General features: G+C 55.9%; 6 protein-coding genes. 1 reads left to right on the top strand and 5 read right to left on the bottom strand.

Annotated elements, in window-relative coordinates:
• Positions 1 to 2 precede the first annotated feature (2 nt).
• Positions 3 to 1466 (bottom strand): replicative DNA helicase, encoded by a 1464-nt coding sequence (gene dnaB, locus HY298_04160; protein MBI3849473.1) that lies wholly within the window; start codon positions 1464 to 1466, stop codon positions 3 to 5.
• A gap of 179 nt (positions 1467 to 1645) precedes the next feature.
• On the opposite strand from dnaB, the gene HY298_04155 reads away from it, so the two are divergent.
• Positions 1646 to 2866, top strand: a complete 1221-nt coding sequence (locus HY298_04155) for an MFS transporter (GenBank protein ID MBI3849472.1) — start codon at positions 1646 to 1648, stop codon at positions 2864 to 2866.
• Between the two features lie 695 nt (positions 2867 to 3561).
• Here HY298_04155 and HY298_04150 read toward each other — a convergent pair.
• The 4 genes from HY298_04150 to HY298_04135 form a co-directional block, all read right to left on the bottom strand.
• Positions 3562 to 6771: a hypothetical protein gene (locus HY298_04150; GenBank protein ID MBI3849471.1), complete on the bottom strand. Its 3210-nt coding sequence runs from the start codon at positions 6769 to 6771 to the stop codon at positions 3562 to 3564.
• A gap of 466 nt (positions 6772 to 7237) precedes the next feature.
• A complete protein-coding gene (locus tag HY298_04145) occupies positions 7238 to 10528 on the bottom strand; it encodes a carbohydrate-binding protein (GenBank protein MBI3849470.1) in 3291 nt (1096 codons plus the stop codon).
• Between the two features lie 521 nt (positions 10529 to 11049).
• Positions 11050 to 14154 carry a hypothetical protein gene (locus HY298_04140; GenBank protein MBI3849469.1) on the bottom strand — a complete coding sequence of 1035 codons (3105 nt, stop codon included), beginning with the start codon at positions 14152 to 14154 and terminating at the stop codon, positions 11050 to 11052.
• Between the two features lie 859 nt (positions 14155 to 15013).
• On the bottom strand, positions 15014 to 16303 hold the full coding sequence (locus HY298_04135; protein MBI3849468.1) for a Gfo/Idh/MocA family oxidoreductase: 1290 nt from the start codon (positions 16301 to 16303) through the stop codon (positions 15014 to 15016).
• Between the last annotated feature and the right edge of the window lies 1 nt (position 16304).

The raw sequence follows: 16304 nt of genomic DNA, 5'->3' as shown, positions 1-16304 counted from the left end.
GTCTAATTGGCCATCGGCACATCGTCGTCACTCACTTTGGCGGCGCTTTCAAATCGCGTAAAGGATTTAAGAAACGTTAAATTCACATCGCCGGTCGGACCGTTGCGTTGCTTGGCAATCAACAGGTTTAACGGTACGGCATCCTGCTCATCACTGGTGCTCGCATCGTCGTCATCCCCGCCACTGGGTTTGTAGAGCAAACCTACCAGGTCTGCATCCTGTTCAATCGCGCCGGACTCGCGCAAATCCGACAACCTCGGTTTGCGGTTCTTGTCCCGCTCCATCTCGCGATTCAACTGGCTCAGAACAATGATTGGAACTTTCAGTTCCTTGGCCAGCGCCTTGATGCCGTTGGAAATGTCCGCAATTTCCTGCTGCCGGTTTTCTGCCCGGCGCGCAGTAGAATGGAGCAGTTGCAAGTAGTCAACCACAAAGAGCTTCACGCCGTACTGCTGGTGCATCCGCCGCGCCTTGGCCCGCAATTGCAAAATCGACAGCGCGGAAGTGTCGTCGATGAACAGCGGCGCGCTGGACAACTTTCCGGCCGTGCCCGTGAGTTTGGGGAAATCTCTTTCAGCCAAAAATCCTTCGCGAATGTTTCGCAAATTGACCCGCGAACGCGAACACAACAGTCGCAGGACCAAGGCATCCGCCGTCATTTCCAGGCTGAACACGCCCACCGGCAATTTCAGATCGATGGCCACATGCTCCGCGATGTTCATGGCCAGCGACGTCTTGCCCATGCTCGGCCGCGCCGCGATGACAATCATTTCACCCGGATGCAAACCGTTGGTCAGCTTGTCGAGGTCCACAAAGCCCGTGCCCACGCCCGTAAGCTTCCCCTGCCGCTGATGAAAATCCTCAATCGTCGTGATGGCGCGGTTGACCAGTTCCTTGATGGTATTCTCGCTAGCTTCCACCCGCGCTTCGCTGATGTGCAAAATGTCCCGCTCCACCTCATCCAGCAGTTCATCCACGTCGCCCTCGTGATCATAAACCCGGCCGACCACGTCCGTGCAGGTCTGGATCATTTTCCGCAAAATGAATTTCTCCCACACGATGTCCAGGTAGTAACTCAGGTTGGCGGCCGACGGCACGGCGTCGGGCAGCGATGACAGATACGCCAGGCCGCCGACCTGCTCCAATTGCTGTTTGTCCTTGAGCCGTTGTTGCAACGTGATCAGATCCACCGCTTCCTTCTGATCGTACATTTCCACCAGCACCTGGTAAACCGACTGATGACGCAGGTCGTAAAACTCCTCTCCGCCCTTCTTGAATTTCCCGATGCACTCGCCCAGGCATTCGTTGGGCGACAACAGGACGCAACCCAACACACCCTGCTCCGCTTCGACCGAGTGCGGCGGCAGGCGATCCACTTTGGTGACATCAACGGACATGGCTTTTCTCCGGCGGGTTCGCTTCAAATCAACTGGCGCACCGGCGCCTTCAGAAATTGAATCAATCATGCGGGAAAGCAGAACGGAAATTAGAAAACGGCGCAACGTGGAATTACTACCACCTGTTCACACGTTGATAACAATGCGCCCCCCTCACTTGACTCGCGCACTTTCGTCACTACACTTTGCGCATGTTTTTGACACACCATCGTCGTTCTCGCGCGCTAATCGGCGTCTGACCTCTCCGCATGAAAAGAAAAACCTCGCTGACGATTATTTTTCTCTCGGTGTTCATCGACTTGATCGGTTTTGGCATTGTTCTGCCCCTGCTGCCCGGCTACACGGAGGATTTCGGTGCGAAAGGCTTTTTGATCGGTGTCATCATTGCTTCATTTTCTGCGATGCAGTTTCTCTTTGCACCGGTGTGGGGACGGCTGTCCGACCGCATTGGCCGTCGCCCGGTGATGCTCATCAGCAACGCCGGTGCCGCCGGTTCTTACGCTTTATTTGCCATCGCGTCCGGGATGACCGGTTCGACGGCGCTGTGGGGGATCGTGGCCTCGCGGGTATTTGCGGGAATCTGCGGGGCGAATCTTTCCGTCGCTTCGGCCTACATCGCTGACATTTCGCCGCCGGACAAACGTTCGGCGGGCATGGGCCTCATCGGCATGGCCTTCGGTCTCGGTTTTATTTTCGGCCCGGCGCTCGGCGCCTTCAGCGCGGACGCTTTCGGACGACAAGGCCCCGGCTGGGTCGCCGCCTCCTTTTGCGCCGCGAATTTTATCCTGGGTTGGTTCATTCTCGGAGAAAGCAAGAATCCTCAGTCCCAACCGGCAACCGCCCGGCCGAAATTCGCCCAATGGACGCACACGCTCAGTCAACCCAAACTCGGCCTGCTCATCGGCATCTTCTTTCTCGCGACGTTTTGCTTCACCTGTTTTGAATCGACTTTCCCTTTGCTGGTGAAACATGGCTTCCACTTTCAAGAGAAGGATCACCGCGTCGGCTATTTGTTCACTTATGCCGGAGTCATTGCCGCTGTCATTCAGGGTGGATTGATCGGGCGATTGGTGAAACGGTTTGGTGAACAACGCCTCATCTTCGTCAGCCTCCTGATTGTGGCGGTGAGCCTCGCCTTGTTGCCGTTTCAGATGCACATGGCCGGACTGCTCCTCAGTCTCGGTCTGTTTGCCGCCGGCTCCGGCATCAACCGCCCGCCCGTCTTCGGTTTGATCTCGCTCAACTCGCCGGCCAATGAACAGGGCGCCAACCTGGGCGTCGCCCAAAGCATCGGCAGCCTGGCGCGCATCATCGGGCCGATCTTTGCCACCAGCACGTTTGCCATAATGCCGACTCTGCCTTATCTGATTTGCGGTGGTGTTGCGCTCCTCGCAGCGGTTCTGGCGTGGCAGTTTCTTTGCAAAACCAGTCAGCCAGTCGTCACCGGCAAGCCGCAAAGTGCCGGGTGAACCGCCAGACGCTGGCGCGATTGCCTGTCGCCCTCGTGCTTCGCGAAGCGTTTGGAGTGCGCGCGTGTTCACCGTCGCTGTTCCCGACGAGTTGCAGCCCGGTCATGATGAGCGCGGTTGCCAAAATAAATTTCCGAATGGAACCACACAGACTCCTCACCCGGTCTTCGACCACCCTCCCCATGAACCCTGTAGCGCACTCCGTCCCGGCTGCGAGTTGCGGCAGCGTCCCGCTGCCAGCGCGAACGCCCGGCGGGACGCCTGGCCAACTCGCAGGCGAAGACACCCGCGCTACGTCGTCGCGCGTCTGGTTCAGGGGTTTGATGCGCGAACTTTCCTTTCGGGGAATTCTCCCCCCCCATCAGTTGGGGAGAAGGAAGCGATGAGGGGCAATTCGGAAACTAATTCTGGCAGACAGTATAGCGCGCACGCAACTTCACCCTGCTATTCCGATCAGCAACTTCCAAGTTTTTGTGTCGCGATGATCGGATGACTGAAGCGGTTGAATCGTGCAAATTGCGGGAGTGAAGCGTGCGTTTTGCGATGCGACGAGCGCCGTCAGAATTTGGTGGCCATAGCAAAAAAAGCGGGGACCACAACCCAGATGTGGTCCCCGCAGTGGAATGCGTGCTGTACACCTCCACCCCCAGTCGCGCGGCTCTACCCAACCGCGCAACGCCGGAACGGAACGTCAGTTATTGATATTTCAGCACAACATTGCCGCCCGACAAAGTAACGTTTGTAATGTTTAGCGCCGAACCCGCGCTCAACTTGTAAAAGCGTGTGTTCCCTGATTTCGGCACCGTCACCGTCTTCGTCCCGGTGTCAATCACGCCGGTCAAATCATTGGTGTAGCTCCCGTTTACGGTCGTGGAGGAATACAACAACACGGACGGAGCCGGTGTTGGCGTGACCAAGGTTTTGACGCCATTGGTACGGTTGACCCAGTACCACTCGACATTGCCCCCGCCATCGTCTGCCTGGTGCACCAAACGAAACTTGTAAACACCGCTCGTCTGCACGACGAACTCGAACTCACTGTCCGGGGAACTCCTGGCCCCAGGGATGGGATTATCCCAGTAGCCTAAAAACTGATTAGTGCCACCAGGACCACCCGCGGAAATACTCCAGCCGTCATCATTGTTGACCCCCATTCGATAGACCCCAGCCGCCAGTTGCAGTTTGATCGTCGCTGCCATCGCAAAGTTGTCCGGGCTTGCGGTCCCTCCGCTTCCATTGCAGTAAACCGCGGGATCCATCCCTGGATAAGGCACATCTCCTCCAAACAATCCGACTTGCGGGTCGGTCTGGCCACATTGGTCATAATTGATGGCGTTGGTCTCGGTGTAGAGACCGATATTGTTCGGCTGGTTGGCCGCTTCATTTTCATACGGGGCCTGGGTATCAGGATTGATCATGCCATTGCTCAACTGGTGCTCGGCCCGAGGCATGGTATTGTCAAACGCACCGACCAGCGAACAACCCGAGGCATCGGTATTGTTTGCCTTGTGCATTTGGACACTGAAGAAAGCGTCCGGGAGTCCACCCACGGCGTCGCTTGGGGAGAGCAGCGGCACCTCGGGGTTGACAGTGAACGACCAATTGTTGGTTTGCGTTGTCGGGCCGTCGCCAAAAACCATGTTGAGCGTGTGGACGCTGTTCGGCAAAAGGAGGCTTGGAGGACGATAAGTAACGGTCGCACCTGGTCCTTCACTGGTGGTGTTGGTGACGGTGACCGATCCGGTCACGTTTACCCCGTCGAGGCGCAGTTGAATTCCGACAGGAACGACCGCCGTGTCCCGATTCAGAATAACGATCTGGATGGTCCCATCCGGATTGAAACTCTCGGAGTTCTGCGACGGCAACGCGGAGGCGATGTACGGCCCTTGAAGGCCGGGAGCCACCGGTACGAAGAGCAACCAGTTGAGTTGCAAATCACCCAGATCAATACCGACGGTATTGCCGTGCCGGACCTGATTCGCTGTCAAACGCAGTGTGTTGGTTCCGCTCAAAGCCAACTTCTGGAGATTCCCGGCGGCGTCGGTCAAAGGCACATAACGAAACCGTGTCCAACTCGCCGTGTTGGGCACGAGAAACTGTCCTTTCAGAGCTGTCGTTTGATTAGGTTGGGTTCGGTCGCCGGTGACCTGATCGAGACGCACGTCCTGCCGACCCTGGCTCGAGGCGCGCAAATAGACGTTATATGTGTTGCTCGGAAAAACACGCGTGTAATTCAGCCAATCTCCAACACGCATATCCGTGACCATGTAATCCGGCACATATGATACGCCGGCGTTGTTGTTCGGCAGGCCTTTACGATAGGAGCGCGGAGTGTCGAATCCGCCGCCCTTGGTACCTTGTTGTGTGCGAACTGCGTCTGCTGAGCGGTACTGTTGTTGTTCGATTGGGTTGAAGCCCGTGTTGCTGGCATGGAAGTCAACCTCTGGCGTTCCCACGATGTCGCTCGCCCCATCCGGATTATAGTAACCGAGTCCGCCACCCTTGACCTGCGGTCCGAGAACTTCAGAGGCCGGTGGATTTGCATATGACCAATTAGCAGGATCAGGATCGGAATTATCAATACTCAGAACTCCGTCCTCCGAAGTCGTCGTATCGTCCGTTCCGGAAACCGGCGGATAATCCTGAAACTGACCAGCGTTGTAATTATAGTCTTCGGCTTCGATGAGCAGGAAGCCAGAAGGGTTATTTGTGTCGGTGGGGTCGAAGAACTTGTAGGTGTCAAAGTACCAGTTGTTCGTGGTGCCCTTGCCATTGGTGTCCAGCAGCGTGATCTGACCATGATAAACCGTATTGCTGCTGAGGGTGCCGTTCCAACGCACCGTAAAGTTGGTGTTGGGAGAGCCGACCAGCGGCGTCCTTACTTCCGTGAAACTCAAACCGCTGGAAACATCCACGTTATTGAGCAACAGCTTCATCGTGCTGGTGTTGATCTGATTCGTGGTAAAAGTGGTGGCCGTAAAGGCAATCTGGTTGGTGGTCGGGATGGAATAAAAGAGAGTTTGTGCCGCCGGCACCAAACTGCGGACTTGCGGCGTTCCCGGAAAACCCACCGGCGTGTTCCGGCTTGCTGTCGCGTGATAGTTGTCCCAAGTGAAATCGCAACGCTCGTGGTAGTCCAGATTCAGCCAAGCGAGAAGATTTTCACCACTAGTATGGGCCGACCCCGTTTGCGCATCGTCGAAATTGACTCTGACCAGCGGTTCCAATAGATCGGTCGGATCGTAGATCTCCCCCGTCAGGAGATTGTTCATGTTACCCGGGCCATTGGTGCCGAAAAACGCGATGCGCAGATGTTGCGATGGTCGCAACGCAGTCATCGTGGCCGCGCCACCCCGCCACGCGTCCACGATTCTGGAATTAAGTTCGATTGTGAATCCGAGGTTGGAAACGAATTGCTGCCGCGTCCGAGGCCCGCCCGCATCCAAGCCGAAGAAGTAACCACTGGTCGATAAATAACCGGGCGATCCAATCCTTGCTCCCAATAAAGCGAGGGACTGATAGGGCCTTGGGTCAAAATTAATCAAATCCGCGGATTGAAAAAACTCCGCGTACTGCTCCGCACGGTAGGCACCACCCCGGTTCAATAAAGTGGAACACTGGGGACCGGGCGGCCCGAACAAACGATAAGCAAAACCGTTCGCACCGTCCGGAACGAATGTCCGACTATTGACTTGGCCTCCCCCCGTGCCGGGATCGTAAGCAGTCCAACCCAAGGCCGCAGTATTTGTGTTGTTAAAGTCGGACGTCACGTCGAGTTGGCCTTGGACGCGGCCTGCCAAGAACAGAAACGTCCATAAGGCAGCGACTTGAAGAAAATCAAGGGCAGGAGAGGATGAGAACGAGCAGCGAGTTTCCGACGTCGGTTTGCGTGTGGCTGATTTCATAATAACAAAATGTGTCACCACCGTGTATGTGGTCAGTTTGAACTTAGCTGCTATCGTGCCATGGGAACTCAACCTCACCTTACTGTCTGCAAATCAACAGCTTCATTTTTTAACCGCCTGAATGTCATGCGACGAATGACCGCCAAACCGTGCAAAATGCATGGCTTGGGTTTGCATTTTGCAAGACGCGTGAAGCCGATGACCACCGAAGAGGAAATTTCAGGTGATACAATCCTCCACCAGGCCTGGGCAAAATACGGTGCGCCCGGAGGTCGAATACTCCGCCGTGTGGAGCGAAGCCGTTCGCGTCTGCAAAATATCCGGGCCCTACCCGATCATCCAATGGCTAAAGAAAGCGGGAGACCACAACCCAGATGTGATCTCCCGCAGTGGAATGCGTGCTGTACACCTCCACCCCCAGTCGCGCGGCTCTACCCAACCGCGCAACGCCGGAACGGAACGCCAGTTATTGATATTTCAGCACAACGTTGCCGCCCGACAAAGTAACGTTTGTAATGTTTAGCGCCGAACCCGCGCTCAACTTGTAAAAGCGTGTGTTCCCTGATTTCAGCACCGTCACCGTCTTCGTCCCGGTGTCAATCACCCCGGTCAAATCGTTCGTGTAGCTCCCGTTGACCGTCGTGCAGGAAAACAATGACACGGATGGGACAGGCGTGGGTGTGATCAAAGTCCGCACACCGGTGGTACGATCCACCCAATACCACTCGCAATCCGCGTCGCCATCACCTTCCTCCTGGAAGAGACGGAACTTGTAAACCCCGGTGTTCTGGATCACGAACTCAAATTGCCCATCGCCGCGGGTACCCGGGTAACTTTGCGAGCTGGCGATATAGACGTTTGTACCATTGGCTCCGCCCGCCTTCACGGCAAATTGATCATCACTGTTAACTCCCATTCGGTAGATGCCCGCAGGCAGATAAAGTTTGATGGAAGCCGAAATGGCAAAGTGGTCGGGCTGAGGCACAGCATAATCGCCATTGCACCAAAGGCTCGGGTACAAACCCGGATAATTGGTGTCTGGGAAGCCATTGGAATCTTGAAAGAAGCCGCGGTCGGTAGCAGCACCTCCGCCGACGCCGCCGCATTGGTCAAAGTTGATGACCGGCGCTGTGAAGGTGAGCGCGGCAGTACCACCGTTGGTATCTGCCTCATTCACAAACGGTGACTGAGTATCCGAGTTGATCATCAGACCCGCCAACTGGCGTTCCGCCCGCGCAATATTGTTTCCAAAAGTGTTTAGCGTCACATTATTTTGTGAACCATCCGGCCCTACGAGTGTAACCGAACACGTTGCGGGATCGCCATTGGTGGCTTTGTGTAAATCGACGGTGAAATTCGTATCGGGGCTGCCGGCAAGCCCGTCGGCCGGGGTCAACAGCGCGACATTATCCACCTTGAAGGTCCAGTAGTTCGATTGCGTCGTCGAGCCGTCGCCGTACACCACACTCAGGTTATGGGTTGATTTCGGCAACAACAACCCCGGAACGTAACTCACTGTCGCCCCCGCTCCCTCGGTGGTCGTATTCGTGATGGTGGACGATCCCGTCACATTCACGCCGTCGAAGCGCAATTGGATGCTCCCCGGTACCACCGCCGTCCCCCGATCCAAGATCACGATCTTCACGGTGCCCGCCGGATGAAAATTCTCCGATTTTGCTGCGGGTTGGGCCGAAGCGATCCAAGGGCCAGATGAAGGTGCTCCGTTCGTGGGCACAAACAGCATCCAGTTCAGTTGCAAGTCGCCTGTATCAGTGACGCCTGTTTCAGACACCCTCACCTCGTTGGCCGTCAACCGCAGCGTGTTGGTGCCATTCAAGGCCAGGGTCTGGAGGTTGCCGGCTGCATCCGTCAGCGGCACGTAGCGCCAGCGCGTCCAGCTCTCAGTGTTGGGAACCAGGAACTGTCCCTTCAACGCCGTCGGCTGGTTGGATTGCGTAATATCCCCGGTGACTTGGTCAAACCTGACAGCCTGTGCTCCCTCGCTGGAAACGCGCAGATAAACGTTCCACCCGCTGTTGGGAAAGTTGCGCGTGTAATTCATCCAATCGCCCGGTTGTATATCAGCGACAATATAGTCCGGCACATAAGATGTGCCACCGTTGGCGTTTGTCAGCCCCATGCGATATGGCCGTGGTGTATCGTAGCCGCCTCCTTTCGTGCCCTGAACTGTCCCCACCACGTCGGAGCTGCGATATTGGTGTCTCGATAGAATGTCTTGCGGTCTAGTGCGGGCATCTCCGCTGTCGTGGTAGTCAATGTCAGGCGATCCCACGATGTCAGAATGAGGCGTAACAGTAGTGCCAGGAGGAGGCGTGTAATCGTATCCATTATAATAACCCAGTCCACCGCCCTTAACTTGAGGTCCGATTGTTTCCTGAGGATTACCATCACACAGCGACAACACTGGATCCTCCGAAAGGGTGGTGTCGTCGGTTCCCGATACGGGTGGATAGTCTTGATGCATCCCACCGCCGTAGTTGTAGTCTTCGGCTTCGACCAGTAGGAAGCCAGAAGGGTTATTGGTATCGGTAGGATTAAAGTAAGTGAAGGTATCAAAATACCAGTTGTTCGTGGTGCCCTTGCCACCTGTATCCAGGACGATGATTTGCCCGTGGTAAATGGTGTTGCTGGTGAGCGGACCATTATAACGAACGCTGAAGTCGGTGGGGTCCGTGGGCAGCGGGTGCGCTAACTCAGTGATCACCAACTGGGAGACTAATACGTTAGTCCCATTAAGAGATAATTTCAGCGAGTTGGTGTTGATTTGATTAGCGGCAGTAAGAGTCGTCACTTTGAAGGTGATGTTGCTTCCGATGCCAGGTGGTTGATAGAACAAAGCTTGCGCGGCCGGTTTAAGATCCACCACTTGGGCCACGCCGGGAAAGCCTTTCGGAGCGTTGAACGTAGAACTCGCCGAGTAGTTGTCGAAGGTTATATCGACCGTATGGTGCAAACCCAAATCGCCATCGTCTAGGTTAAGTCCACCCAGAATATTTTCCCCTGTCGCTTGTGGGGTTGAACTCTGATCAGTAGCAATACAATGGACGAAGTCCTGAAAACTGATGCGCACGAGCGGCTCCAAAAGGTCCGAGCGATCATAGATCTCCGACTTGAATACCTCATTGGTTCCGGAACACACTATGCGAAGTGGTCTGGAGGGAGGAAAGACCGAACATAGAACTCCGCCCCCTCGGTATGCATCCACAACGGTGGATAAGATTTCGGAGGAGAATGCGACGAGGTTGAGAAACACCGCCTGCCTTTGGGGAGGAGCGGCAAGCGTAAGCGCTGTAAGACAACCTTGGGCCGAGAGTGGGGCGAGCGTCCCCGGTGGCCCAACCCTGAAACCAAACAAAGCGGTGGACGCGAAATCGTCCTTCCAATTTACCATGTCCACAGAGTAAGAGAAGGTGCCATATTGCTCCGAACGGTAGGCATAACCCCTCTGTAAAAGGCCCTGGCAGGTCAGCGGCGGGTAAATGTGGCGATAACCTAGCCCCCCAGAACTCGACGGTGGAAAAGTGTAGGTCGGAACCGCACCGCCAGCAGTCGTTGGCGTGTAATGCTGCCAACCCACATCAGTGCCCGTATCAAAGTTATCATTGATCGCTTGTCCCAAGACAAGGCTGGTCGAGAAAAGCGATGCGAGCAACGCAACGGCCAAGATTCTGAGGGCATGACTGATTTGGGTTGAGCCGAACGGCTCCGAGGTTAATTTGAGAGTCAATAATTTCATGTTGGCAATACGAGTTTCTATCGCTTTACAGGTTTTGGCACTGGTTTGGCAAAAAAGGAGCGGATGGCGTGCCGCACGAAGTTTAATTTTTCTTACTGCCTCTAAATCAACAAATTATTTTTTTTGAAGCTTGATTGGTCGAGGTCTAACACCGTAAGAATCGTGCAAAATGCATTGTCTGGGTTTGCATTTTGCAAGATTCGATTGGTCGATGAAGATGGATCACCGAGATGCACCTAGCCCCGTTCCACAACAACCATCGCCGATTACGACGGGATCGGAGGTCGCGGCCAATCGGTCGTTAAAGGCGGGGCGGTGCGCTCTGAGCGTGCCGAAAACATCAGGTGTCACAGCATCTCATTCGAGGTTGAGGAACGTTTGCAATTTGCCATTTATATTCCGCGCCTGAAAAAAAGCGGGAGACCACAACCCAGATGTGGTCTCCCGCAGTGGAATGTGTGCTGCACAGTTCCACCCCCAGTCGCGCGGCTCTACCCAACCGCGCAACGCCGGACGGACGCCTATTGATATTTCAGCACGACGTTGCCGCCCGACAAAGTGATGTTCGTGATGTTCAACGACGAACCGGCGCTCAACTTATAGAAGCGCGTACTGCCGGACTTGGCTACCGTAGCGGTCTTCGCTCCTGTGTCGATGACGGCTGACGGGTCAACCGTGTAAGTTCCATTGACGGCCGCCGACGAGAACAGTTGGACTGTCACGGGCAATGTCGGTGTGACCAATGTCCGCAAGGTGTAGTTGGTTCGATTGACCCAGAACCAATCAGCCGCGGCGCCGCCGCCACCTTCTTCTTGCACCATTCGAAACTTGTAAACCCCGTTGGTTTGCACACAGAACTCAAACTGGGCGCGACCGAAGTCGTCATCTGTTCGGTTGCCCAGTATTTGCGAATGGCCCAGCTCCACATTGTCGGGGCTGGCAACGGTTTGATTCGTGCCTCGCGGACCAGCCATCACCGCGACCTGGTCATCGCAGTCGAAGCCCATTCGATAAATGCCCGCTGCCAGTTGCAGTTTGATCGTGGCTCCAATGGCAAAGTGATCAGGACTGCTCCCAGCGCTGCAGTCATAGGTCCCGTTGTTTGTATCGGTAACAGGAATCCCCGGATAAGGCTTCGCTTGTCCGAAGTAACGAGTGCCGCCGCCACATTGTTCGTAATGGATGGCGGTCGGTTCGCTGAAATCAACGGCGTTAAAGCCACCATTGGTATCCGCTTCATTCACAAAGGAGGGCTCCAGTGTGTCGGGGTTGCCAAGGGTTCCGGCCAATTGTCGCTCGGCCCGCGAGATGGAATTGCCAAAAGTGTCAACGATGTCATTGGCGGGGTTGGCATTTTGGGCCTTGTGCACTCGCACAGTGAAGTTAGTGTCTGGCCCGGTCGATTCGCGATGGCTGGGCAGTAACTGCGGCATGTGGAGTACTGCGAAACTCCATTGATTGGTTTGCGGCGTGCCGTCACTGAAGACCACATTGATCGTATGCACCGAATCCGGCAGCAAAAAGCCTGGCGGTTTGTAACTGATGGTTGCTCCTGTAGCGACCGGCGTAATCACAGCACTTCCGGTCACGTTAACACCGTCAAACTTCAATTGAATGCTCCCCGTGGTCACCGACGTGTCGCGGTTGCTAATGGAAATCTGGGCGGTGCCCTCGGGATCGAAGACGACTGTGCCGCCCGCCGGACTCGCATAAGCGATGAACGGCCGTTGCGTGCCTGGCGCCGGGGCGGGCACAAAGAGGAGATAGTTAAGCTGCAAATCGCCAACATCAATCGCGTTTTTCTGGCTCGATTCCAGATCGGTCAACCGCAGAGTTCTTACGCCCGCCAGGTTCAACGACTGGATGTTGCCGGCGGCATCGGTCAGGGGCACATAACGAAAGCGAGATGAACCTCCCGTGTTGGGCACGAGGAATTCCCCCCGAACAGCTGTGGTTTGATTGGAGAGAGTGCGATCACTGGTCACTTCGTCGAAGCGCACCGCCTGAGCCTTCTGGCTGGACGCGCGCAGATAGACGTAATAGTTGTTGCTCGGGAATGTGCGGGTGTAGTTCATCCATTCGCTGGCGTTCAAACCAAGGACGATGTATTCGCCAACATCTGCGTCGCGATACTTTTGCCGCACGTCATAGGTTCTATTCATCCGCCCTTGGGCAGTATCGGTGAAGTCGGCGGCGCGATACTGGTGTCTGGCTGCGATGTCTTGTGCCCTTTGGCGCCTGTCCGGAGTGTTGAATTCGTGGTAGTCAACGTCCTCCTGTCCGACAATGTCAGTCAAAGGAACGCCGCCGACGCTATCGAACCCATCGTAATAACCATTCGGTGGGCCACCGCCGGCGACCTGTGTCGCGTCGGGCTGCAAACCGGACACGGGGGGGTAGTCTTGAAATTGCCCAGCGCCATAGTTATAGTCTTCCGCTTCGATGGTCAGCGTGCCATTGGTTCTAAACGTGTCAAACACCCAGTTGTTGGTCGTGCCCTTGCCGGCGGGATTCACGACAATGATTTTCCCGTTGTAAATGGTGTTGCTGGAAAGACTGCCGTTCCAACGAACGGTGAAGTTCGTTCTCGGCGAGCCGACCAACGGCGTGATCACTTCCGTGAACGACAACCCCGCGGTCACATCCAGCCCGTTGAGAAGGAGTTTCAGCGAGTTGGTGGCGACTTGATTGGTGCCAAAGGTGGTCGCCGTAAAGGTGATCTGGTCGGACGCCGGAATGGTGTAAAAGAGTGTCTGCGGCGCCGGCACCAGGTTCACCACCTGCGGTGTGCCGGGAAAGCCGATGAAATTGTTGATGTTGGGACTGGCATAAAAATTATCAAACGTGCTGTCCGCGTTCGCGGTCCACTCCAGATTGAGGTTGCCGATGCCGGAAACTCCGCTGGGATGTTGCGTGCCATTAACATCGTCTCGCAGGACGGCCCTGGCGAACGGTTCCAAGAGATCAGTGCGCTCATACATTTCTTGGATTAAGAGATCTCCTGGGGCACTCTTAAAAACCAGGCGATACCCCTTGGTCCCATCGAGTTTGGGCGTCAACGCCGCACCGCCCGTACTGATATCGGGTGTGGTGGCGACGACTTCACCAGTAAATTCTACGGGCAGCAGCAGGCCCTGCACTGCAGTTGGCCCGCCGGACGCAAAGACGGTGATGTAACCAGAGGTTGTACCCGGGCCGGGCGTCGCCGTCCTCGCGATAATAAATGGAGCCATTTGGGCAGTGTCATCCCAAGTAATCACATCCGACGCGACAAAAAAATCCGTGTAGGTGGCGTCATTTCGGATGCTCGCGCCGCGGCTGAACAACCCGAGACTATTGGTCGATTGGTTGTCAAGTATCCGGTAGAAGAAACCACCTTGAGGGTCGGGTGGAAAAGAAACCTGCCTCGTTCCCGGGCTGCCTTCGTACGGCGTCCAACCCACATCATTACCGTCATTAAAATCATCCGAGACCGTCAACTGCGCTTGAGCTGTCGTGATCACAGAAAGAACGGCCAGCAAGGCAATGGCGTTTAGTTTGAGCGAACGAGTGCGTTGGTTCGAGCCGAACGGCTCCGAGACGGATTTGAGAGTCGATAATTTCAATTTGAGAGTCGATAATTTCATATTGGCAATATGCTTTTCCACCGAGTTACAGGGTTCGTGGAAAGAAAAGCGGATGGCGTGCCACAGAACCTTTAATTTTTCTTACTGCCTCTAAATCAACAAATTATTTTTTCCGAAGCTTGAATCTCGGGGAAATGGGCGGGCAAGAATCGTGCAATTTGCAAGCGCGCTTCTTGCATTTTGCAAGAGCAGAGTCCAGATCGTCGGCGAGTTCACTGCCAGCTTTCGCTTCTTTAGCAGGCAGGAAACCACAACTTCCCCTCCCACGGTGTCCCCAGTTCAGTATGTGCTGGCTAAACCCTTCCAACGTCAGCCGCACCGTTCGCGTTTGAATAGCCAGTCGTCCACATGGAACCGCTCTGCGCGAAGTGGTACACGGACTCGTGTGATCCGGCGCTGGTGTCCATGAAGGGCTGGCGACCGATGAAGTGCTCACGCGGCAGATCAAACAAGGCATTGAGAACCTCCACTGGATCAAAGGTGCAGACTCTATCCGCAGGCAGGCGCGCCGGTGGAACGCTTGACCGCGAAATCACAGCTTGTCATCCGCTCCACCTGCATTGGCCGTGTGCGCATTGCACGCCACCGCAATCCTGCTGGCGGCCAACAGCGGGGTCGCCCCCAAAAAACATCCCCACGCCCGTTATCCGCCACGTCAAACCAGGCGTCGCCACAAATGGTGTCGGTGATCTGTGTCAGTTCGCGCGAGAAGGGCTGCTCCGTTGGCCGGTCGTTTGCGGCAGCTACAATCGCTGGCTTTCGCGAACATGCGGACCAGGTGTTGTCCGCGCTCCGACGCAACGTTGACACCATGTCGGCGAGAAGCCGCGGAGTTCCCCGCACGTTGGCGACTGCGTTTCTAAACCTTCGGCTCCCAGCCCGGACGGTATTCACGCCTCCATAGTTCGGAGGCCTCGCGATCCCCGCTGATCTTGTGAGTCTTGGGATCGAGGTTGATGGTATGACCGGTGCGCCAGGCGATGTTGCCCAAATGACAGAGCAGGGTGCTCTTCTGGCCTTCCTCGATATCGGAGCGAGGACGTTTGCCGTCGCGGATGCAATCGAGAAAGTTGGCGAAGTGGTCTTTGTCATTCCACTTGCCGGGGATTTCGCGGAGGACTTTGTTGTTGAGGTCGTAGATTTTGCAATTGTTGCCCGCGATGACGAGCGAACCCTTCTCGCCGTAGAAGTTGACGCCGAATTCGGCGCCCTCGAATCCGCGCGGATGGCAACTATGACATTCCCAAGTCGCCCCGCTTTGGCCGAAGTCGAACGTGGTCGTGTAAGTGTCGGGTGTTTCCTGATCGTCGTGGAAATGGTAGCGGTTGCCGCCGCAGGTGACTCGCAGTGGATAATCCACACCGAGACCCCAGCGGGCAAGGTCGAGGCAGTGAATGCCATTGTTGCCCAACTCGCCATTGCCCCAATGCCAGTGCCAATGCCAGTTGTAATGGACGAGGTTGTCCTTGTAAGGCCGCTCGGGCGCCGGGCCCTGCCAGAGAGCATAGTCGAGCCAGTCGGGCGGCGGCACTGCTTTGCCGCGACCAATGGTACCGCGCGCGGCATTGTACCAGGAGCGGGCGAAAAAAACCTTGCCGATCTCGCCCGCGTGCAAGCGCTCAATCGTTTCGATGGTCCACGGCCAACTGCGCCGTTGATTGCCCATCTGGCCAACGCGATTGTGTTTGCGCGCCGCCGCAACCATCAACTCCCCTTCGTGCGGATTATGGCTGCCGGGCTTCTCCACATACACATGCTTGCCGGCTGCGCAGGCGAGAATCGTGGCTGGCGCGTGCCAGTGATTCGGCGCAGCGATTGACAAAGCATTGACGGCAGGGTCGTCAAGGATACGGCGAAAATCCTTCACGCCTTGCGGCTTTCTGGACTGCTGCTTCGCGACGGCAGCGACGCCTTTGTCCAGCGCGCGGCTGTCCACGTCGCAGATGTAGGCGATCTCGGTGTTCGGCAGGGAAAGGTAACTGTTGATGTGGGCCATGCCGCGGCTGTTGCAGCCCATGATGCCGACGCGGATCTTTTCATCGGCTCCCGGGGCTGCGCGCAGACTGGAAACAGCGTTGGCGACGGAAATTGCGGTTCCCAGAACGGCACTCTGCCTTAGGAATTGGCGGCGATTGACGGTGCTGTTCATG

The organism is Verrucomicrobiota bacterium, from assembly GCA_016200005.1.
Lineage (GTDB): Bacteria > Verrucomicrobiota > Verrucomicrobiia > Limisphaerales > PALSA-1396 > PALSA-1396.
Note: the sequence above shows the minus strand (reverse complement) of the source record. Positions and strands in the feature narration are given on the sequence as shown.

What these genes read in the sequence shown, in the direction of transcription:
- HY298_04145 (MBI3849470.1), bottom strand. Translation starts at nt 10,528, where the DNA reads ATGAAATTATTGACTCTCAAATTAACCTCGGAGCCGTTCGGCTCAACC.
- HY298_04155 (MBI3849472.1), top strand. Translation starts at nt 1,646, where the DNA reads ATGAAAAGAAAAACCTCGCTGACGATTATTTTTCTCTCGGTGTTCATC.
- dnaB (MBI3849473.1), bottom strand. Translation starts at nt 1,466, where the DNA reads ATGATTGATTCAATTTCTGAAGGCGCCGGTGCGCCAGTTGATTTGAAG.
- HY298_04140 (MBI3849469.1), bottom strand. Translation starts at nt 14,154, where the DNA reads ATGAAATTATCGACTCTCAAATTGAAATTATCGACTCTCAAATCCGTC.
- HY298_04135 (MBI3849468.1), bottom strand. Translation starts at nt 16,303, where the DNA reads ATGAACAGCACCGTCAATCGCCGCCAATTCCTAAGGCAGAGTGCCGTT.
- HY298_04150 (MBI3849471.1), bottom strand. Translation starts at nt 6,771, where the DNA reads ATGAAATCAGCCACACGCAAACCGACGTCGGAAACTCGCTGCTCGTTC.